General features: G+C 57.4%; 20 protein-coding genes and 1 pseudogene. 9 read left to right on the top strand and 12 right to left on the bottom strand.

Going from position 1 to position 19,644, the window contains the following annotated elements:
• Positions 1–513, top strand: a 513-nt coding sequence (locus ACGYLA_RS15765) for an HWE histidine kinase domain-containing protein (RefSeq protein ID WP_394433736.1), incomplete at its 5' end; no start/stop codon positions are given.
• Positions 514–888: 375 nt separating this feature from the next.
• Here the strand turns inward: ACGYLA_RS15765 and ACGYLA_RS15760 are convergent.
• From ACGYLA_RS15760 to dsbD, 10 genes are all read right to left on the bottom strand, one after another.
• On the bottom strand, positions 889–2,613 hold the full coding sequence (locus tag ACGYLA_RS15760) for a bifunctional metallophosphatase/5'-nucleotidase (protein WP_394433734.1): 1,725 nt from the start codon (positions 2,611–2,613) through the stop codon (positions 889–891).
• A 179-nt stretch (positions 2,614–2,792) separates the two neighbouring features.
• A complete protein-coding gene (locus ACGYLA_RS15755) occupies positions 2,793–3,389 on the bottom strand; it encodes a L,D-transpeptidase (RefSeq protein ID WP_394433732.1) in 597 nt (198 codons plus the stop codon).
• Between the two features lie 1,092 nt (positions 3,390–4,481).
• Positions 4,482–5,243: a substrate-binding domain-containing protein gene (locus ACGYLA_RS15750; RefSeq protein WP_394433730.1), complete on the bottom strand. Its 762-nt coding sequence runs from the start codon at positions 5,241–5,243 to the stop codon at positions 4,482–4,484.
• A 167-nt stretch (positions 5,244–5,410) separates the two neighbouring features.
• On the bottom strand, positions 5,411–5,977 hold the full coding sequence (locus ACGYLA_RS15745) for a L,D-transpeptidase (protein ID WP_394433728.1): 567 nt from the start codon (positions 5,975–5,977) through the stop codon (positions 5,411–5,413).
• An 82-nt stretch (positions 5,978–6,059) separates the two neighbouring features.
• A complete protein-coding gene (locus ACGYLA_RS15740; protein WP_394433726.1) occupies positions 6,060–6,692 on the bottom strand; it encodes a DsbA family protein in 633 nt (210 codons plus the stop codon).
• Between the two features lie 30 nt (positions 6,693–6,722).
• Positions 6,723–6,911: a L,D-transpeptidase gene (locus tag ACGYLA_RS15735; RefSeq protein ID WP_394433724.1), complete on the bottom strand. Its 189-nt coding sequence runs from the start codon at positions 6,909–6,911 to the stop codon at positions 6,723–6,725.
• A 164-nt stretch (positions 6,912–7,075) separates the two neighbouring features.
• The gene (locus ACGYLA_RS15730) at positions 7,076–7,762 is read right to left on the bottom strand and encodes a L,D-transpeptidase (RefSeq protein ID WP_394433722.1); all 687 of its coding nucleotides are present in this window, start codon (positions 7,760–7,762) and stop codon (positions 7,076–7,078) included.
• A gap of 32 nt (positions 7,763–7,794) precedes the next feature.
• Positions 7,795–8,427: a DsbA family protein gene (locus ACGYLA_RS15725; protein ID WP_394433720.1), complete on the bottom strand. Its 633-nt coding sequence runs from the start codon at positions 8,425–8,427 to the stop codon at positions 7,795–7,797.
• Positions 8,424–9,323: a redoxin family protein gene (locus ACGYLA_RS15720; RefSeq protein ID WP_394433718.1), complete on the bottom strand. Its 900-nt coding sequence runs from the start codon at positions 9,321–9,323 to the stop codon at positions 8,424–8,426. The genes ACGYLA_RS15725 and ACGYLA_RS15720 overlap by 4 nt, the downstream gene beginning before the upstream one ends.
• Positions 9,320–11,119 carry a protein-disulfide reductase DsbD gene (gene dsbD / locus ACGYLA_RS15715; RefSeq protein WP_394433716.1) on the bottom strand — a complete coding sequence of 600 codons (1,800 nt, stop codon included), beginning with the start codon at positions 11,117–11,119 and terminating at the stop codon, positions 9,320–9,322. The genes ACGYLA_RS15720 and dsbD overlap by 4 nt, the downstream gene beginning before the upstream one ends.
• An 84-nt stretch (positions 11,120–11,203) precedes the next feature.
• On the opposite strand from dsbD, the gene ACGYLA_RS15710 reads away from it, so the two are divergent.
• The 5 genes from ACGYLA_RS15710 (at position 11,204) to ACGYLA_RS15690 (ending at position 15,268) form a co-directional block, all read left to right on the top strand.
• Positions 11,204–11,869 (top strand): response regulator, encoded by a 666-nt coding sequence (locus ACGYLA_RS15710; RefSeq protein WP_394433714.1) that lies wholly within the window; start codon positions 11,204–11,206, stop codon positions 11,867–11,869.
• The gene (locus tag ACGYLA_RS15705) at positions 11,866–13,218 is read left to right on the top strand and encodes an ATP-binding protein (RefSeq protein WP_394433712.1); all 1,353 of its coding nucleotides are present in this window, start codon (positions 11,866–11,868) and stop codon (positions 13,216–13,218) included. Before ACGYLA_RS15710 ends, ACGYLA_RS15705 begins: the two co-directional genes overlap by 4 nt.
• 26 nt (positions 13,219–13,244) lie before the next feature.
• The gene (locus ACGYLA_RS15700; protein WP_394433710.1) at positions 13,245–13,658 is read left to right on the top strand and encodes a hypothetical protein; all 414 of its coding nucleotides are present in this window, start codon (positions 13,245–13,247) and stop codon (positions 13,656–13,658) included.
• Between the two features lie 300 nt (positions 13,659–13,958).
• Positions 13,959–14,342, top strand: a complete 384-nt coding sequence (locus ACGYLA_RS15695) for a hypothetical protein (RefSeq protein ID WP_394433708.1) — start codon at positions 13,959–13,961, stop codon at positions 14,340–14,342.
• Positions 14,343–14,449: 107 nt separating this feature from the next.
• Complete coding sequence (locus ACGYLA_RS15690) at positions 14,450–15,268, top strand: IS30 family transposase (protein ID WP_394433706.1); 819 nt, start codon at positions 14,450–14,452, stop codon at positions 15,266–15,268.
• A 300-nt stretch (positions 15,269–15,568) separates the two neighbouring features.
• Here ACGYLA_RS15690 and ACGYLA_RS15685 read toward each other — a convergent pair whose 3' ends face one another.
• Positions 15,569–16,600 (bottom strand): IS110 family transposase, encoded by a 1,032-nt coding sequence (locus ACGYLA_RS15685; RefSeq protein ID WP_132447151.1) that lies wholly within the window; start codon positions 16,598–16,600, stop codon positions 15,569–15,571.
• Between the two features lie 113 nt (positions 16,601–16,713).
• On the opposite strand from ACGYLA_RS15685, the pseudogene ACGYLA_RS15680 reads away from it, so the two are divergent.
• The 3 genes and pseudogenes from ACGYLA_RS15680 to ACGYLA_RS15670 all read left to right on the top strand — a co-directional run.
• Positions 16,714–16,935 (top strand): annotated as a pseudogene (locus ACGYLA_RS15680) (transposase); the annotation flags it as partial.
• A gap of 508 nt (positions 16,936–17,443) precedes the next feature.
• Positions 17,444–17,794, top strand: coding sequence for an H-NS family nucleoid-associated regulatory protein (locus ACGYLA_RS15675; protein ID WP_132446866.1), 351 nt, complete (start codon positions 17,444–17,446; stop codon positions 17,792–17,794).
• A 472-nt stretch (positions 17,795–18,266) separates the two neighbouring features.
• Complete coding sequence (locus tag ACGYLA_RS15670; RefSeq protein WP_206054345.1) at positions 18,267–18,764, top strand: MgtC/SapB family protein; 498 nt, start codon at positions 18,267–18,269, stop codon at positions 18,762–18,764.
• Between the two features lie 97 nt (positions 18,765–18,861).
• On the opposite strand, the gene ACGYLA_RS15665 is transcribed toward ACGYLA_RS15670, so the two are convergent.
• Complete coding sequence (locus ACGYLA_RS15665; RefSeq protein ID WP_394433702.1) at positions 18,862–19,506, bottom strand: exopolysaccharide biosynthesis protein; 645 nt, start codon at positions 19,504–19,506, stop codon at positions 18,862–18,864.
• Positions 19,507–19,644 lie beyond the last annotated feature (138 nt).

The raw sequence follows: 19,644 nt of genomic DNA, 5'->3' as shown, positions 1-19,644 counted from the left end.
GGAGCGATCGCCGGTCGAACCTGGGCCCGGGACGCGCACTACGAAAGCTTTATGGCGCGTCTGCGCGCGATGTCGGCCGCCACCGATTTGATGTTCGGAAAAGAAGCCCGTGCGCTCGCGGTTTCGGAGCTTGTCGACCACGTGCTGGCCCCGTTCAAGGATGAGGCCTGTAAAATCAGGGTCGAGGGCTCACAGGTGCTCGTTCCGAACAAGGCGATTTCCGGCCTTGCCATGGCGCTCCATGAACTCGCCACCAATGCCGTCAAGCATGGCGCGCTTTCGGTCCCGGCTGGCGGTATCGATGTAAGCTGGCAGAGCACCGTTGAGGGGACGCTGGAGCTGCACTGGAAGGAGCACGGCGGTCCCCCGGTGACCAAGCCTGAGCATGTGGGGTTTGGCACCCAGCTATTGCGCCGTGGTGCCCTTCCTCCGCCACATCGAGTGGACCTCTGCTATCTCGCCTGTGGACTGGAAGCCCATATCCATGTCGTTGGAGATGATCAGCGAGTATAGAAAGCCTGTGGAACGGGGCTACGGCAGGCAGGGTTGAACCTGTCAGCCTCGCGATCTTCGGATCGGCCGTGGCCCACGGGATGTCCGCCTCCATCCTAACTCGGAGGCTGGGGTGACGTCACGCCAAGAGGGAGTGACTAAGCGCCTGAACTCCTTAATGGACGTGTTGGCTCGACGCGCCTCAATTGATCATACTATTGGATTAGTTGGCCCACCTACCGCCACTCCCGGGCTGCCGCGTTTAGCCTGTGGGCCGACTATGCCGAGGATATGACTGTGTGAAAGCTGCGCTGTTCTTGCTCATGCTGCCGACGAATAGCATGACAAACCCGGGCCGGGGCATGCATAGACGGATGCGGCGTTCGGACTGGGTCCTCAGCCGCGAGTCAAAACGAAGTCACCCAGCGGCGGCGGAGCGATGGGGTCTCCGCGGCCCATCGCGTCGATCAACAAATCCTGGACCAGCTCGTCGCGACGGGAGATGTCGTGGCCCTCGGCAAAGGTCGTCAGTCGGTGTAGCCCGCGTAAAAGTCCCGCGTTCAGCACAGCGGTATAGGTGCCATCGTCCGTGACGGGTGCGCCGTCGACGTGTATTTCGGTCACGCGCTTCCCCGCTGGCTTACGCAGGTCGGCCGACCAGACCACCCCGTCGGTTTGAAGAATTCCGCCCACGACGTCCAGCGGATCGTCGGGTGCTTGGTTCTTGGCGCTCTGCTCTAGTATACTGCGCAATTGCGCTCCAGTCAGTGTGAGCGTCGCGAACTTGGAGGGATGCGGCAGTAATGTAGTCAGCGCCTCGCGGGTCACGGGCCCGGCTGGGATCGTTATTCCATAGCCGACGCCAGGCATGAACCCGATCTGCGCGCCGGTGGCGTCGCGCATGACGCGGCAGGCCAGCTTGTCTATCGGGCTTTCGGTCTTGTACTGCCGCGTGAGTGGCTGCGCAGCGGTACCAATTTGTTCGCCCAGCTCGGCCAAGTGCGGTGCCCGCCAGGCGTCGATGCGCGTGGTCATGGCAGGATCTTGTTCAACCTCGTCCTCCCACAGCGCATGGGCCGTGCCGGTGACGGACAGCGCCCCATCGCCATTAAGGGTAAGCGTGACCTCGCCTAGATAGGCGCTGTCAGACAAGGCCTGCACCAGATGGGCGCCGTTGATGACCTCAGGCGGAGAGATCAGGTCGTGGGAATGTGCCCCCACCACGACGTCGATCCCTTCTACTTGGCGCAGCATCTCGCGATCCACCTTGGACCCCTGATGGGATACCACCACGACCACGTCCGCCCGTGTCCGCAGTTCAGGCACCAGCCGGGCTGCGGCATCAATACCGCTGGTGAAATCAAGGTTTGCGAAATTGTTGGGATTTCCCGTTTGGTCGGTGTTATGATAGCCAAGCGCCAGCAGGCCGATCCGCATTCCACCGCGCTCGACCACCAGCGTCGGGTCGCCGAAGACCGGTGCGCCGCCATCCTTCATGGTAATGTTGGCGCCCCGCATCGGAAAGGCCGCTATGTCATGCAGTTCTTTCGTGCGATCAAAGCCATAGTCGAAATCGTGGTTGCCCAACGCCATGAAGTCGTAGCCCATGTCATTCATGCACGAAATGACCGCCTCGCCCTTCGTGAGGTTGCCCAGAAGGTCGTCGGAAAAAGTATCGCCCCCATCCACAAGTGCGACCGTATCTGCGCCCAGTGCAGCGCGACGCTTCGCAATCATCGTGACAAGTGCAGGAAAGCCGCCGATCCTGCCCTGGCGGTCAAACGCCGACGGCGCGCGTCCGGGATCACCGGTCTGCGAAGTCGCATCGCCTGTCACTACTTCGAACGGAAGATGCCGGCCGTGAAAATCGTTGGTATGTAGGATCGTCGCAGTTCGCGTGCCATCATCCCAAGTTCTGGGCGCCAATGTCGCCCCGTCCTCCGGGGGCGTCTGCGGGGCGGTTCCAGACAGTTGCTGTGCCCCAGCAGCTGGGACAACTGCCACAAGAGCCGCGCCGCTGAGCAATAGCGTGCGGCGAGAAACACGCGGCGCAGAGTTGACGAGGGAGGGGGGCCGCAATTGCACGCGGCCAGCAGATAGGTCTTGGAAGCGAGACTTCATAGCAATGTCCTTCTAATTCATTATGGCGGCGCCTACTGAGCCAATGGCGCATGCTCAGTAACCCAAACGTCCCACGACCCGCCCGGTCGATCATCCAGGGGAATGAGTTCCGCAACGGGTTCCGCCAACGTCAGACCGCCTGATCTGGCGTCACTAACTTTTGTGCATATATGGATCGCCTATGTTAGCGGTTCGTAGAGAACCACGCGCGTGTCCATAGGGACGCGATCATACAGTTCGGCCATTTGGTCATTTACCAAGCGGGCGCAACCGTTTGATACCCGGCGGGCCAGCGTGCTTGGGTCATTCGTGCCGTGAATGCGTAAGAAAGTGTCGCCTCTCTCAGGGGTGAACAGATACAGCCCACGAGACCCGAGCGGGTTATCGATACCACCGGCCATACCATCTTTGTATTTGCTGTACTTCTCCGGCTCGCGCTCCAGCATACCGGGTGTTGGTGTCCAGCTAGGCCATTCTTTTTTTGCACCAATGTAAAATTCGCCCGCTTCATACAGACCGGCACGCCCAACGCCTACAGTATAGCGCATTGCCATGTCACCGGGTAATGTCCAGTAAAGCGCGAAGTTGTCTGGATCGACATGGATTTCATATGGTGTAGCACCTGAAGCGATGGGCACCATCTGCGGCATCATTTCTTCGGGCACGTCATAGGTGGGCATTTTCTTGGGCGGCGCTGCGAGGGCAGGAGCTGCAATGGTGGTGCCGATTGCTGCGCCGCTGACGACCATGCTGGTCATGAAATGTCTACGCTTCATCTTATTTCTCCATTTGTTTGTGTAGGTATCGTCGAAGAAACCTATCTATGACGGCGCTGTTTCATCTTAAGCCATGGTTGCGATCTGTAGTGCGAATCACACGATGGCGTGATCCCAGCGGCCGACCGACGACTCCGTGGCCGTCATCAAAGACAGGCTAAAAAGTTGAGGGCTGCGACAAAGGCGATGGTTCGCTCGGCTCGAGATGCTGCCTCCTTCAGCTTTGGGCCCTCAAAACTGGGGAACGGGTTAATGGTGAAACGATCGCGGTCCGTAAGCATGAGGGCAACTTGTGCGGAACGACCTTAAGTGAACCTTAAAGCATCCGCCAAAAACCTGTGCCAATGTAGTTGAACTAGTCAGGAAGTGCTGGCCTGTTAACGTGCCAACGCTTGGCTTTAATGGCCAAACCGCGATGTTCCTCCAACCCAGCGGTGCTCTGCGTGAAGCCAACCCAGGCAGCCCGCAGCCAATCATTCCGGTTACTTACGAGGCGGACCCTGGTCCTATCTTTGGCAGCCGTGACGCACGCGATCAAAGATGCTTCCGTGCAGTCCGCCCTTCACTCAGGAGTCAATCGCCGACGGTTTTAAAGGGCTTCTTATTCAGCGCTTTGCGAAAGGCGCAGATCCGCATAACTTCAAGCTCGCTTTATGGCGATGGACCGGTCCAGAATGCAAACTTGACGTCGTGAATGGTGAGGGGCGCCTGTTTCGGTTTTGAGGCATGGATGCGAACTTTAGGAAACCATCCAGCGTTCAAATAGCCGGGCCGATACTTCGGCTTGGTCACCCCTTGCGGTAATGATCTGGCTGTAGCTGAAGCCAAAATCAATGATCTTGATCGGCCCGGATGAATAGCTGACGTTAGACAGTCCAAAGCTAATACTTGCGTCGGCGTTCTTCCCCGTTTTCCCGGATGCTACCGACACACGTGCTCTTGCGCAGAACTTCTCGTGTTGCGGGAGACGGCACAGAGCGACACTATCCGCGCCCGAATGGCTACGAGGCGACTGAAAAGGGGTGGCGGCTGTGAAGCTGATGTGACGATCTGAGCAAATTGCGCCTGAGTGACGTCGCCAACGCGGCTCGGTCACTCGAAACTGCGACGCCATCCATGTGCTTCGAAAATCTCCAAAGCGGAACCGCTTTTCAGAAAGTCGATAAACTGCGTCACCTCTTCTTTCTCCCCGCCTTTTTCCGTCCGAGCGATGGATGTATCACGGTAGATCGTGAGTTCTGGTTCGGTCGGAACCATGTCGGCGATATCGGGGTTATCGATTTGCCAGTGGTTCCAGATCAGCCACGCGTGGAGACTGTCATCAGTTTTCCAAGTGTCGCGCGCAGCACCGCTATTGGGTGCTAGGTGATCAATGTTGGCACGGAAGGCAGCCATGGCCGACACGTCGCCAAGGCGACCCACGATATCTTCCCACAACCCGACTTGCCCAGCACCATCAACGACCATTAGACCGAGATCACGCTCAATCAGGTCGGCGATCCCCTTGATGTTTTTCGGGTTCCCTTTGCGCACCAAGATTGCTGAGGGACGCAGGAAAAGCGGTTCGACCGTATCGTTGAGAACAGCGCCATGAGCGGCGATGAAGTCGTCCATCATGTTCTGTGAACCGCTGTAGATGGCGTCCGCGTCGGCCTTTGCCTCTTCCATCCATTTTGAAGATGGCCCTGCCGTAATCTGAACTGCGATCCCCGTTTCGTCTTCGAAGGCCGCCGCCGCCTCTTTCATGGCAGGTGTGGGCCCGCCAGGGCCGTATACAAAAATATCGGCTGTTGCACCCGTCGCCAGCGCCGTGCCGACAACAGCAATGGAGAGGAACAGAAATTTCGATGTCATTTGCTTAGTCCTCATTCAGAAACGTTAATATTCACACATTCAATACTTTGATTTGGTTCCTAGCCTAAGTGGATTAAGAGAACCGAGACGAAGACCCCTTGAGAGGAGTAGGCTAGACTCGCCGTCACCGCCAACTGCAACAGCAGCTAGCGGGTCTGACATATGCCTTAGATAATCCGCACCTGAGTACCGACTGGAGAAATTTGGAATAACTGCGCAATCATTGCATTGTACAGACCGATGCATCCGTCCGAGGATGGTCGTCCGATCTTGCGGGTGTCATGCGTGCCATGAATGATGTAGGCTGGCCAACTCAGATACATGGCGTGAGTTCCGAGAGGGTTGTCCGGGCCTGGCGGCATATATTTGTAGTGCGGAAACCGCTCCATCATCGACGCTGTTGGAGTCCAGTCGGGGCCGACCTTCTTGCGGACAATTTTAGTGTAGCCGCGTTTGGTCAATTCCTCAGAGGCGGGAACGGATGTTGGATAAACACGATAATCCTGTCCATCTCCGCTCCAAAAATGCAGTGCTCTTGAGTCAGTATCCGCGACGATCGACGCGACACCTAGATCGTCAAAATGATCCTGCCAGTTCTGGGTTGCAAAGCTAGATACATTGCGCCGGGTCACTGCGGTTGTCGACTGAGCCTGCACGATTGCAGGTGTTGCGAGAGTGCCCGCGACCGCGAGGCCAGAGATCAGAGCTTGGCGTCGTGTTATTGGGGTTCTCATTTTTCTTTGCTCCTTACTGAACATTTAGGCGAATACACATAGCTAAACTGATTGGACCTTAAGTGAATCTTAAGGCACGCAATCAGGCCCGGCCACGTTCGACCGCTTCGCGCAACGCATCCGCGTCGAGGGACCTCGGATAGAGTGTGGTGCCGATGATAAAGGCCGGTGTGCCCTCTAGGCCAAGCTGCGCTGCCTGACTGCTGTTGCGTGCCATTAGAGCGTCCCACTTGGCTCGGGATTCCTTGTAGGCCTCCTCCAACGCGGGAACCTTCAGGCCAGCGTCGGCCAAGGTGTCACGGACCAATTCGTCCGTAAGACGCCCTTCGGTCTCCATCAGCGCTTCGTTGGCAATATCATACTGATCCAGCGATGCAGCTCCGAGCGCGAGTCGGGCCGCCGCGACCGACTGGGCGCCGAAAATAGGCCAATCCTTCATGACCAGCCGGATATTGCCGTCAGTTTCGACAATGTCAGTCAAAATGGGGTGGTTCGCCTTGCAATAGGGGCATTGGTAATCAAAAAATTCGACGATCGTCAGATCGCCGCCCTTGTTTCCAAGCACGGGATTTACCGGATCGAAAAGCACTTCTTCGACGGTCAAACCTCCTGCCTGAACATCTAATTTGCCGGGCCACATGGTGATGCCGGTTGCCGAAGCAACGCTTGCCGCTGCCATCCAGATCATTGCATTCCGGCGCGTGATTATTGTCATGCCTGGTATCCGTTCGATTTTGTTCATTTGTCATTCGAGCGCCCGCCTTCGCTGGCGGAATATCCCTATCCCGCTCTCCTCTTCACTTAGCACGCCGACTTTCGCCCCGGCTTGCACACGCCCGTGCAAGTCCAGAATATCCTGATTAAAGAGCCGGATGCAGCCGGCGGAGGTTGCACTTCCAATAGCTCTTGCATTGTTGGTACCGTGGATGGACATTGTTGATAGCGCGGATGCTTGCGTTGACTCTCACATTCACCACAAATGGCAGATTGCGGTCCCGTCGGGAGGGCATCCCCGCCATCAGAAAAGCCTGTTTATGAGCGTACTTACCGCCGAGGAGGGAATCGCAAGCTTCTTATGCGGATGAGCTGGACCCACCATCAGGCGGCAGGTTTCGACGAAGGTAGCACGACGACCTTCGCACCGTGGACCGCCCGCTCGTGCAGGTCGATGACATCTTGATTGAGCATGCGAATGCACCCCGAGGAGACCGCTTTACCCAATTCCCGCGGTGAGGCACTTCCGTGGATGCGGTAAAGCGTATCCTTGCCATTTTTAAAAAGGTAGAGCGCTCGCGCGCCCATAGGGTTGTCGGGGCCGGGGGCCATGCCCCCGTTGGCAACCGAATAGGGCTCCAACTCCGGGCGTCGCTTGATCATGTTGGCTGGCACCTTCCAACGGGGCCATTCGCGGCAGAACTGTAGTCGGGCCTCGCCCTCCCAGGCGAAACCGTCAGCGCCTACGCTGACCCCGTAGCGCATGGCGGTTTCCGAGTTCTGCACGAAATGCAGCATCGCGGCATTTGGGTCGATCACGATCGTACCGCGAGGGCGGTCGGGGTAGGGGTTGGGCACGTCTTGCCGCCACAAGGACGGATCGACACTGCCCTCGGGGATGGCCAGGATCGGGAATGGCTCGGTATGAATGGCACCGTAAAAATCGGGCATCGGGGGATGCGACGGCGTAGGTGCCGGCGCAGGGGGCACTGCCGGTTTGGCAGAGGGCTGGGCGCAGGCGGCAAGACTGCCTGCACCTGCGAGAACGACAAAAGAGCGGCGTGTCAGCATGGGCGTTCCTCACGTGTTAGGAGTTAGCGGGCTCAGGAGCGGCTGGCGGCGATGGCTTCGTCCAAGGCGGCGCGGTCCATGGCACCGGGATAGATCGTGCTGCCAATGATAAAGGCCGGTGTCCCCTGAAGGCCCAGTTGCGTAGCCTGCGAACTGTTGCGCGCCATCAAGCCGTCCCATTTGCTGCGCTCAGCCCGGTAGGCCGCGTCCAGTTCCTCGGGATCAAGACCGGCGTTCTTGAGCGCCGCGTTGATGTCATCCTCTGTCAGACGCCCGTCAGTCGTCATGATCGCATCATGGGCTATCTCATACACCCCGGCGTTGGCGGCCCCCAGAACAAGCTGGCTCGCGCGGATCGACGGCGCGCCGAAAATGGGCCAGTCTTTCATCACGAGACGGACATTCCCATCTGCGGCAACGGCCTCGGTCAAGTCTTTGTGGTTCGCTTTGCAATAGGGGCATTGGTAGTCAAAGAACTCCACAATTGTGACGTCGCCATCAGGGTTGCCGAGCACCGGGTTGGCCGGATCAAACAGGACGTCGTCGACCGTCAATCCCTGCGCTTGGGCCCCTCGGCCAAACGAGAGCAGTGTCGCCCCCAATGTCAGGGCCGTGGTGCCGCCCAAACCGCCGATGATCAGGTTTCTACGGGTGATAGTTGTCATGAATTGTCTCCTTTGGTTTCGTTTTGCCGCGCAGATGCACTGTCGGCATTCAGCAGGCCTTGCGGGCCGTGTTCGGTGTTGGCGGTGGTGTTCTTTAGCTCTTTCACCCCAGCCAGCAGGGCGGCGCGCGACATCTCTCCGGTCTGGACAGCGTGCAGGCTGCCGTCGGCGGCAAAAAACAGCGTGCTCGGCATTCCAAGCAGCCCGTATTCTTGCATCAACTCGGAATGTGGATCGCGCAGGATACCGGTGCCGGGCAGCCCGCTTTGTTCAAGAAAAACGCCAATGCTTTCCAGCGTTTCGCCTTGGTTGGCGAAGAGGATGTCCACGTCCTTTTGCGCCTGCGCGACATCCATCATCATCGGCATCTCGCGCCGACAGGGCGGACACCATGTGGCCCACAGGTTAAGCACCATTGGCCGCCCGCCCCGCGCTTGCAAATCGACAGGCGCGCCCGACAGATCGACCAATTGGGCTGTGGGCAGACTACCCTTTGCTTCGTTGGGGAAGGCTTGCAGCGCCACGCCAAACGCCAATGTTCCGGCGGCGATGCTGGCAAGAAACGGCCCAGCGATACGGGTGTCTTTAACAAGGGCTGCAACAACAGTCGCACCCAGCCCAACGCTCCCCGCAAGGATATGAAAGCCCCCCTGCCATATGGCGAAAACAGTCCATGGGGCGGCCGCAAAGGCGTCTTTGTTCGCCATGACAAAGCCAAGGCGCGCTGAGATGATCCAGACCACCAGCGCCGCGCCTGTCCAGTGGCGAATGGCCTCGCGGTCCTCGCGCCGATACCATGCCATGATCTCGGCCATGGCGAGGAACGCGAGCCCGGTCAGGATCGCGATGACGCGGTCGTTGGAGAAGACAAAGGGGCCAAAGGAAATTGCGTTCATCGGATGGCCTCCGCCGATTTGACAACCGCTGCGGGGCCGGTGTCGCCCACGATCCGCGTGCCGCGCGCCTCAGCGCCGTTGCGGTTCAGAAACACCATCGTCGGAGGGCCGACAGCCCCAAGCTGTTCCAGCATATCCTGCCCTTCGGCGTCGAAGTCCGACACATCCGCAGCAATCACGTTGATGTCCGACAGCGCGGCCTGCACACTTGCATCGGCCCAGACGTTGCGCTCAATCACCCGGCAGGTGACACACCAGTCGGCGGTGACATAGATCATCGTCGGCGTTTCAGACTGCGCCGAGAGGGCGGCTTCAAGGGTCTTTGCATCGGTGACGGTATTGAACGCCAATTTGCCTGACGGCGTGGCGGCGACGGCGCCCTTGTTCTGAAGCATGGCAAGGGGGTGCAGGGGGTCGCTTCCGCCCAAAGCCGCACCCACGGCCATGATGGCCCCCGCAATCATCGCAAGAATGCCAAGGGTTTTGACGCCGCGCCGTGCCGGGGTGGCATCCGTTGGCATAAGGTCCATTGCGCCCGCAAAAACGCCTGTGGCAATTAAAAGGCTGGCCCAAAGGGCGAGGATGGCAGGCCCGGGGATCAAACGGCCCAACAACCAGATTGCCATGCCGAGGAACACAAAACCAAAGAGCCGCTTTGCCCCGTCCATCCAGGCCCCCGCACGGGGCAGCACTTTGGACCCCAGCGTCCCCACGATCACCAGCGGGATACCTTGACCAAGCCCCAAGGCAAACAAGGCACCCGCGCCGAGCCAGAGGTCACCTGTTCCAGCGATATATAGCAATGCACCAGCCAAGGGCGCGGTGACGCATGGCCCCATGATGAGCGCCGAGGTAAAGCCCAGTGTCGCGGCCCCGCCAAGCGTGCCACGCTGCTTGGCCCCGGCCGAAGACAGGCGGCGCGTCCATGCCTGCGGAAGTTGCAATTCAAAAAGGCCGAACATCGACAGCGCAAGGACGACAAAGATTGCCGCCACCGCATAGATCGCGGCAGGTGACTGGAGCGCCACTTGCAGGTTCTGCCCGGACCAAGCCGCAGCGACGCCAAGCAGGCCAAAGGCCGAGGCCATGGCCAGGACATAAACTCCCGACAACGCCGCACCGCGCCGGGCGGTCAGCGTATCCCCCTGCCGTGACAGCAACCCCGCGAGGATCGGAAACATTGGAAAGACGCAGGGCGTAAAGGCCAGCAACAGGCCAAACCCCAGAAAGCCCGCCAAGACCAAAAGCGTGCCACCGCGCGACTGAAGGGACGCGACGAGACCCTCATCTTCGGCAAGGACAATGCCCTTCGCGGTCGGTGCCGCCGCTGGGACGCTTGCCGCGCCTTCAAGTGCAGCCAATGTCTTTTTTACGGGCGGATAGCAGATGCCATCCTTCTGACAGCCCTGCCAAGTGACGGTCACCGGGCCTGACACAGGTACCATGACGGCGCTGGCGGTGTCGTAGTAAATCTCAACGGCGCCAAAGGTCGGGTCGTCCATTGCCACGCCGGGTCGGGTCTGAAGCGGGACGGAGACCCCCTCGGCGGTTTCGGCGGCCAGCTTGCTGCGGTACAGGTAATACCCGTCGGCGATGTCCCATGACAGAGTGCGGCTGCCGTCTTCTTGGTCCGCGACGCTGAGGGCAAAAGCCTGCGACGGGGGCAGCGGCGCGCTGTTGGACTGGGAAAGGAGCTGCGCGGCTGCGGGCCAAGCCGAGAGGGCGATAACCAAGACGGCAGCTGCCGCAGCGATGAAGGGCGCCACACGGGGGCGACTATGGATGTTTCTGCTCATGCTGGCCCATCTCGCGGGGCTACCTTAAGCGGGGCTTAAGGTTGGCGCGGCACTGGGCTGACGTGGCGGTACGGATTTTGGTGAATGCGCATACTCATTGTTGAAGACGACGCGATGCTCGGCGACGGTCTCCGCGTGGGACTGCGCCTCTCGGGTTTCACGCCGGAACTTGTCACCACCTGCGCTGACGCTGGCGAGGCGCTGACCCAGGGGGGCTTTGCGGCGGTTGTGTTGGATATCATGCTCCCCGATGGAACGGGGCTCGATGTGCTGGCGCAGATGCGGGGCAAAGATGACATGACGCCTGTTCTCCTGTTGACCGCGCTGGATCAGGTGCGCGACCGGGTGGCGGGGCTGGATCTCGGCGCCGATGACTATTTGGGCAAACCCTTTGATCTGGACGAGGTAACGGCGCGCTTACGCTCGATCGTACGGCGAGCCGAAGGCCGCGCGCAGGCCGATCTGGCGTGGAACGGGCTGACCGTGGACCCGGCAAAGATGACCGGTCAATACGAGGGCCGAGAGGTTGAGTTTTCGCCGCGTGAATTCGTCATTCTGCGCGCCCTGCTGGAACGGCCCGGAGCCATCCTGTCAAAATCCACCTTGGAAGACCGGCTTTATGGCTGGCAAGACGGGGTGGAGAGCAACGCGGTCGAGGTTCACATCCATAAATTGCGTGCAAAACTTGGGGCGAATTTCATCCAGACCATTCGCGGGGCCGGCTACAAATTGTCAAAGGATAGGCCATGAACTCGATCCGCATACGGCTTTTTGCAATCCTTTTGCTGGCGACAGGGGTGGTGTGGCTTTCCGCCTTCTTGTGGATCCAGCAATCCACCCGCGCCGAGGTCGAACGCGTGTTGGATGCAAGGCTGGCGGAATCTGGTCAGATGGTGTCCTCGCTCATCTCGGACCGGCGCATAGATGTGGCCCGTGGGGCGACGCTTGTCGAAGATCAAAGCCCACTCACCAGTGATCCGACGGCGGGCTATTCCCACAAGCTGTCTTGTCAAATCTGGTCATTAGACGGGGAGTTGGTCGGAAAATCTGGCAGTGCCCCAACAGATAGCCTGTCCGGGCAAGAGCCGGGTTTCAGCGATAGCCTTGTGGAGGGGGAAAACTGGCGGGTCTATACCGTCATCAATGAAGAGCTTGGCGTGCGCGTCATGGTGGGCGACAGTCACAGCGTGCGCGACCGTCTGGTGCGGGACGTCACGACGGGCCTTGTTTTGCCGGCTTTGATGATCTTGCCGATCCTTGCGGGGTTGATTTGGCTTTCGGTGCGCGGTGGTCTGCGCCCCTTGGACAGGCTGGCTGACGGGCTGTCGCAGCGCGCGGCGGATGATTTGAGCGCCGTTGAAGAGATCGAGATGCCGCGCGAGATCAGACCCGTGGGGGTGGCGCTTAATGGGTTGTTCGCCAGGGTGAATGCCCAACGGGAGCGAGAGAAAGCCTTCACGTCATTCGCAGCACATGAGTTGAAGACGCCGCTTGCCGGGATAAAGACACAGGCCCAGATCGCCTCTATGGCACCCGATCAGGCGACCCGAAAGACCGCCTTGGCTCATATTCAGAAAGGCATCGGACGGACCGACAGGATGGTGCGACAGCTTTTGTCTTTGGCCGCGTTGGACGGCCCCGAAGTTGGAACAACGCAGGAGGTCGATTTGTCTGGGTTGATCCGGGATGTGGTGCAGGATTTGTCGCGTCTGGCTGCGGCAAAGAGTGTCTCCATCACCGTGCCTGACCCTTCCCCACTTTCGGTGCAAACAGATCCAACACTCTTATCGGTGGCGCTGCGCAATGTGGTTGAAAACGCCATTGATGCGGCCCCCGAAAGCAGCGAAGTCAGCATCCTTTCGGAAGCTACGACTGACGGCATTGCAATTTCCGTAACAGATCGCGGGCCGGGCATCGCAGAATCCGATCTGAAGAGAATTACCGACAGGTTTTTCCGAGGGTCAGGTGCCAGTGGCGACGGGAGCGGACTAGGGCTGGCTATTGTCGATACTGCGATTGAACGTCTTGGCGGAAAGCTGATGTTCGCGTCGAGAGCAGGCGGCGGCGAAGTGGTCCGGTTGGAAGTGCCCTTTCTGTGAAATCTAATGGGCGGAAGGAGATAAGCTTGTTCAAAAAAATTAGTACCGGAGCTCGTAAGCGACACAAATCGTTCCTTCAAGAACAAGCCGATCAGCGGTTCGAGATCGCCTGCGACCCTCGCGGGGCTGCGTTCTTCAGGAATAGAACTTGGATGGCGAGCGGCAACGCCCCAGGATCTTGTAAACAAATCGGCTCCACTGCGGGTTTGCATAAAAATGAAATACACCCAGCTTGTTCACCTGAAGATAAAGCCAGATTGATGAGTGCTGGAGAGGGCCCAACGGCCTTTGTCGGAGACGGTGTGAACGACACGTTGGCCATCAGTTGTGCTGACATTGGGATTGCAGCCACTGATGCGTCCGCAGCTACGATTGCTCTGGCAGATGTTGTGATCGCAAAGCACGTCGGGTTTTGCGATAAAACCTCGTCTTTTCGGTAGCCTACAACATCCCCGCCCTTAGTCTCCCAGCCTTCGAAACTGTACCACCTCTTGCTGCTGCAACCGCGATGGTCTTAAGTTCGCTGATGGTAATCGCAAATGCGGGGAGACTACGCGCGGGCATAGGGTCGAACGGTCAAGCGATGCCAAATCTGGGATGCACAACTACCGCTGCAACGAATCTAAAAGAGTAAGGTTCGAAAGTGAAATCGACAGACAGGAGACACGAGACAGGCTCACAGGGTAAATGCAACATGAAACATCTGAGCTACAATGATTTTTATGATGGAGGAGAGTTTGATGACCAAGCAGATGACTAAGACCCAGCAGGCCCTTCTCATTCTGCTCGACGCAGGCTGCGATCATAAGGAGATAGCGCGCCTTTTCGGTATAACCGACGCGCAACTTCAAGAACTCTGCCCAAACGGCGTAGAAAACGAAGACCGTGAGTTCACTGCAAAACGCGATGAAAGACAGAGCAAAGTCAGCATTGTGACCGACGTCAATCCATTTCGGCCGGATCGGTGTGTGCTACCTTTCAAATTCAACGGATCGCGGCGGGATAAGTTTGCGAAGGGGAAAAGGCCGTGTAATGACTTATCCCAAGTATACGAGCCGCCGCGCCAACGCAGACACGTGACAGTCTTGTTTGACAAGGATGCAGTTGGTCCAAAAAGCTTTTAGGTTAACATAAGTTAGCTTATGGGTTTCGAATGATTGTAAAGGCGCGCGCTACCCTCAAGTGCGACTCTTGTTAGAAAACAGTAGTTTATCTAATGAGAGGAATCGGTATGGGAGCCGTTTACGAGCAACTGAGTATCACAGAACGACGCAAGATAGAACGCTGGAGACACGCAAAGGTCCCTGTCGATGAGATGGCGCGCGTTCTGAAGCGCTGCAGATCAACGATATTCCGCGAGCTAAAGCGCAACAATTTCTCGGATGAAAACATGCCTGGATGCGATGGCTATTACGGTGCCGCTGCGAACCTGATGCAAGCGGAACGTCGTGCTCGAGAGCGCAAACTGATCAAACATCCTGAGCTTCGAAAGCGCGTGATCGAGCGTATAAAGAACGGCTGGACACCAGAGCAGATCAGTAACCGTATGATCCACGAGCGCGCTCCCCTCAGGGTCTGTCAGGAAACCATCTATCGCTACATCTATTCCAAGGAAGGTCAGCGCGAAGACCTGTGGTGGTATCTACCGACCCATCGTGTCGCCCGCAGACCACGTCGCACCAGAAGGCGCAGAGAACCCAAATTCCACCGCGATGTCAGTATTCTGTTCCGACCCGATGATGTCGCTCATCGCCGTCAGTTTGGCCATTGGGAAGCTGATTTGATGCTGTTCAAACAAAAGCTTGGCCAGTCCAACGTTACCTCATTGGTTGAGCGCGTCAGCCGCTTCACCGTGATCCTGAAGAACCCGAATAAGCGCACCAAACCGGTCATGGGAAAGATCATGAAGTCTCTCAAAGACCTCCCCCTCGTCGCCCGTCGATCCATTACTTTTGACCGCGGAACCGAGTTTGTCAGTTGGCCGCACCTCCAAGCCGAGATCGGAACCCAGACGTGGTTGTCTAATCGCAAGGCCGCAGTCAAGTCTTGATGCAAAAGCACGGCCTATCGAAATGCCTTCAGAGCATTTCGATCTCCGGTTCTTGCTCAGTTCCTTCTCAGCACGTTCACGTGATTGAGGTCATGCGTGTGTCCGGGGCATGGTTGTCTTCGCGGTCAACACTTGGCTGCCGCATTCTGGGTTCCGCAGGTGAAGCCTTCCTTTGTTTTGCACGCAGTCTGTAACAGCTGCTGCCACGTCTTTCGGATTGGCCTGACCTCCGTCCACGACAGGGACGCCTCCTCGCATCAAGTTATGATGCGCTGAGCTCGGTGTGCGAGGGACAGTACCTTAGGCGAGTTCCTCGCGCGTTGGAATAAAGGTTTGACCGGTCTTCAGCATGGAATGCATGATGACGGCGAGTTTGCGAGCAACGGCGACCGCCGCCCGCTTAAAGCCAAGGCGTTCGCGCAATTGAAGCCCCCAGGTTTTTAGATCACTGACCGTTTCGGCTCGAGTCCTCGTAAGCAACGAGGTCGCAGCCTCGTAGAGCAGCCCACGCAATCGTTGATCCCCCCTTCGGGAGATGTGACCGTTAAAATCCATCTCTCCCGATTGGTATCGGCGTGTGGTGAGGCCAAGCCATGCGCCGACAGATCGGGACTTCGGAAAGTTCTTCGGGTCTTCGATAGCGGCCACATAGGAAACTGCTGTGATCGCCCCGATGCCTGGTATCGTCATAAGCAAACGCGTGCTTCGGCACTGTCGCGCCGCCAACAAGAGCTGGCGGCTGAGTGTAGACGCCTGCTCCCTGACAGCTTGCCAGGCTTCGAGCAGCGGATAGATGATCCCTTTCAACTCGACATGTCCGTCCAGCAGACCGTTAACCTTTTCTACGAACACCCGGCCTTTGCTCTTGGGCACGACAAGACCGAAAGTCTTCATCAAACCACGGATCTGATTGGTCAATTGTGTCGTGATGGCCAGGAGTTGCGTGCGGGCTGCAACCAATGACCGGATCAGCATCGCTTCGAACGACTTGACCCTAACAGCCTTATAGAAGCCGGTTTCGGCAAGTTTGGCCAATCCCTCAGCATCGTTTGCATCGGTCTTGTTCAACGTCTCACCCAAAATTTTCTGGGCATGCCGTGCCTCAATGCAGATCGCCCGAAGTCCTTCCCCCGTTAAAGCATGATAGAACCAAGTGGCGAGTGGGCCAGCTTCGAAAACGACGTTCACGGGGTCGTCCGCATGCTTCCGAACCGTCTGCGCAATAATACCCGGGTCTGAGGGACATTTCCCGCGCCATACTCTTTTGCCGTCTTCTCGGATTGAGATCGCGGTATCCTTCAACGAAACGTCAAGCCCTATGTACTGGCCCATGCTCAATCTCCATCTGTTGCTTCGAACAAGACCCTTTCGGATCACGCTCTGGATCATACCGAAGAAAAAACATTTCGCTGCCATGACGAAACGCGGAGTGACAGAGCGATTACCCCATGTTTTGCGACCCCTCCAGCCCCTGGCAGAAAGGCACAGTCGAGAACACAAACCGACGCCTTCGAAGGTGGCTGCCCCGCAAACGCGACATCCGGCAATGCACAGATCACGATATGAAGGTGATCTGTGATCGCCTCAACAACACGCCGCGCAAGTGCCTGGGATGGAAAACGCCAGCCGAGGTCTTTCGCGAAAAGATATTGGAGGAAATGCGATGACACCCCTACCCTGAGCTCGACAGGAGTCGCGGTTCAGGTATCGCTCACAATCGGGCGGTTGCGATTGTCGCAACGGCAAGCATTCTGGGAGGCTGGGGGAGCGTGGTTGTCGGACGGCTGGTGTCGCAGCGCCTGATCCGTTGGTTCGTCATTGCCACTGGATTGGCTTTAAGTGCCTGGTACTTCATCCTCGGATAGCCTTTGGTTCTGCAACCCGGGCAATTTGACTTTTGAACCTAGTCGACCGTGGGGTTTGATTCCGAGCTCAAACTGAAGTTCGACGCTGACAATGGTCATATTGCCGACGATGTTTATAGCGCTCTTCCAGGAACTAACAAGCGGCATGAAGGAGTATGAGGGCAGTAGTAAATATAGGGCGGCCCTTGGTGCCCATCCTTTCTAATCTGCTTTGCGGGGAAAAGAAAATACTGAGCCTCCACGTCCTTAGAGGGTCGACGTTGGTGTGTAGTGATACGTATATGGGGGCATATCTGAAATAGAGGTTGATATGTTTACCAAAAGTGACCTGAAAGCAATGTCCCGTAAAGAACTCGAAAGGCTTTTGTCTGATGTGAAAAAGGCATTGGACGCTGCTCGAACCCGGGATCAGAGAGAGGCAAGAAAAGCTGCTACTAAAGCGGCCGCAGAATTTGGATTTTCCTTAGGGGAAATTTCTGAAACGCAACCCTCAGCTCCTGCGAAAAAGCGGGCCAAGATTAAGAAAACTTCGAAGCCCTCAAAACCAATTTATGCCAATCCAGACGATAAGAAACAGACCTGGACGGGTAAGGGCCGACAGCCGAATTGGTTCCGTAGTCAGGTCGAGAGCGGCACCGCGCCCGATGCTATGCGTATCTGACCGGTGGAAGCCTAGAATTTCAACTATTTCGGGACCGAAAAGTACCTGACATCCGGGGAGCGAGACTGATGGTTAGCTGCGCATTTCAGAATGGTTTTTCCCTGATGCGCAGCTACCAGCATTTCGCCCACCCCCTTTATACCGATCGGCATAAGGCCTCGGGAGAGAAGTCCTCCTTCAGCGTCACGTCTACAAGGCGCCTACAGAATGACCTCATTAGGCCTACAGGACAGCTACAGACGGGCCACAACAAGTATCTCTAAAAAGCAATCTCGTTAACGGTCTGCGCTGAGCTTTTAGGTGATCATAGAGCTTTTCAGGATCGGAGTGCCCGCTCATGTTCCCAAACTTTCTTTGAATACTGAGTGGCGCTTGTAAGGCTGTTACCCTAGCGATTACTGCGCAGGGTGTTCTGGGACGCCCTGGTGTTGTTGCACCTCGGCCGAGGTTGCGCTGAATAAGGATTAAACCCGTGTGGCAAGAAGTCTGGGCAACCATCATCAACGAATTTTCCGATATTCCGGACTTGTCGACCATGACCAGTATAACACTTCGCTTGGTGTTGGCCGCGTTTCTGGGAGGATTGCTTGGCTATGAACGAGAACTCAAGGCGCGAAGCGCCGGGGTGCGCACCCATATGCTGGTGGCTGTAGGTGCGGCGCTCTTCGTGATTGGACCATTACAAAGTGGCATGCCCACACCAGACATGTCCCGGGTTCTGCAAGGTATTATTCAGGGCATTGGCTTTTTGGGCGCAGGAGCGATCATTATTCGCGCAGCAGAACAAAAGGTCCAAGGTCTGACGACCGCTGCAAACATTTGGGCTACCGCTGGGATTGGTATCGTTGCGGGGCTCGGTCTCGAGGCAACTGCGGTCCTAGCGACGGTGATCGTGCTGATCATCCTAGCCGTTATCCCGCGCATCCTACCGTCTTCGGTTAGGCCTAACGGGGCCCAAGAAGGACAATAACCCTATTAGGTTCCCCTTTACCCCGCCCGGTGGCCTGTCGTTCCAAGGGGCTGTATCCAACGTAATAGGTATTTGGTTTAAATCACGTAGGGCACCCTCAATGCATTATGGCATCCGCTCCGGCTGCAACTGACATCGCGACGAGAACCGTCAGGACTATCGAGGCCAGCCCCATGCCGATACCTGCAAGCACAACCAGTCCGTCGCGCTCAACGAAGCCAATACCTGCGACGAAAAGCGAAATAGCAGGAAACCACCCGCTGAGCGGTAAAGGCACAAACAGTGCCACGGCGATTCCCAAAAGAAGCAATCCGATTAGTCGCTCAGTTTTGGGTTGGAATACGCCTTGCAGGCGCGGTCGAGTCAGGCGCTCAACGCGTCGGGAAATCGGCCGTAGACGCAGCACAGTATTTCTCAGGGCAGAACGGGACAATGACCGTTTGGCAATCCAAGGCGGCAGCCAAATATAAGAACGCCCTAGCACCAGTTGAACACTAAAGAACACCAGGGGGATGGCCGTTACAAGCGTGGCGCCGGGAGGCAGCGGCAACAGATTAATTAGGGATGAGAGCAGAATGGCCCAACCGAATGACCGCTCCCCCAATCGTTCTAAGAGATGACCAAGGGGTATCGCGTTGCGCTGGCGCTCACTCCGAAGCACGCAAAGCAAATTGAACGATAGAGAACGACTTTTAACGGTTCTTTGCCTTTTCGACAGTGGAAAACTGGAGTTGATTGTCACAATTCTCCTAAGCCCCGATGGGGAGGCGTTAAGAAAAATGTCTCTCGGATGGTCGTCATTGGCCTGCCTTTAACTTGGGGCCAATCTGCCCGGCGCATTGGTTGGCAGGTCCCTTTGGAATCCGCCCTGTTCCACTCT

This window comes from Sulfitobacter sp. 1A13679 (assembly GCF_043557115.1).
Lineage (GTDB): Bacteria > Pseudomonadota > Alphaproteobacteria > Rhodobacterales > Rhodobacteraceae > Sulfitobacter > Sulfitobacter faviae.
Note: the sequence above shows the minus strand (reverse complement) of the source record. Positions and strands in the feature narration are given on the sequence as shown.

Excerpts from the sequence above, each read along its gene's own strand:
- ACGYLA_RS15745 (WP_394433728.1), bottom strand. The coding sequence starts at position 5,977 with ATGAGAACCCCAATAACACGACGCCAAGCTCTGATCTCTGGCCTCGCG.
- dsbD (WP_394433716.1), bottom strand. The coding sequence starts at position 11,119 with ATGAGCAGAAACATCCATAGTCGCCCCCGTGTGGCGCCCTTCATCGCT.
- ACGYLA_RS15710 (WP_394433714.1), top strand. The coding sequence starts at position 11,204 with ATGCGCATACTCATTGTTGAAGACGACGCGATGCTCGGCGACGGTCTC.
- ACGYLA_RS15675 (WP_132446866.1), top strand. The coding sequence starts at position 17,444 with ATGTTTACCAAAAGTGACCTGAAAGCAATGTCCCGTAAAGAACTCGAA.
- ACGYLA_RS15730 (WP_394433722.1), bottom strand. The coding sequence starts at position 7,762 with ATGCTGACACGCCGCTCTTTTGTCGTTCTCGCAGGTGCAGGCAGTCTT.
- ACGYLA_RS15740 (WP_394433726.1), bottom strand. The coding sequence starts at position 6,692 with ATGACAATAATCACGCGCCGGAATGCAATGATCTGGATGGCAGCGGCA.
- ACGYLA_RS15755 (WP_394433732.1), bottom strand. The coding sequence starts at position 3,389 with ATGAAGCGTAGACATTTCATGACCAGCATGGTCGTCAGCGGCGCAGCA.
- ACGYLA_RS15685 (WP_132447151.1), bottom strand. The coding sequence starts at position 16,600 with ATGGGCCAGTACATAGGGCTTGACGTTTCGTTGAAGGATACCGCGATC.
- ACGYLA_RS15750 (WP_394433730.1), bottom strand. The coding sequence starts at position 5,243 with ATGACATCGAAATTTCTGTTCCTCTCCATTGCTGTTGTCGGCACGGCG.
- ACGYLA_RS15720 (WP_394433718.1), bottom strand. The coding sequence starts at position 9,323 with ATGAACGCAATTTCCTTTGGCCCCTTTGTCTTCTCCAACGACCGCGTC.
- ACGYLA_RS15690 (WP_394433706.1), top strand. The coding sequence starts at position 14,450 with ATGGGAGCCGTTTACGAGCAACTGAGTATCACAGAACGACGCAAGATA.
- ACGYLA_RS15760 (WP_394433734.1), bottom strand. The coding sequence starts at position 2,613 with ATGAAGTCTCGCTTCCAAGACCTATCTGCTGGCCGCGTGCAATTGCGG.
- ACGYLA_RS15735 (WP_394433724.1), bottom strand. The coding sequence starts at position 6,911 with ATGTCCATCCACGGTACCAACAATGCAAGAGCTATTGGAAGTGCAACC.
- ACGYLA_RS15695 (WP_394433708.1), top strand. The coding sequence starts at position 13,959 with ATGACCAAGCAGATGACTAAGACCCAGCAGGCCCTTCTCATTCTGCTC.
- ACGYLA_RS15725 (WP_394433720.1), bottom strand. The coding sequence starts at position 8,427 with ATGACAACTATCACCCGTAGAAACCTGATCATCGGCGGTTTGGGCGGC.
- ACGYLA_RS15705 (WP_394433712.1), top strand. The coding sequence starts at position 11,866 with ATGAACTCGATCCGCATACGGCTTTTTGCAATCCTTTTGCTGGCGACA.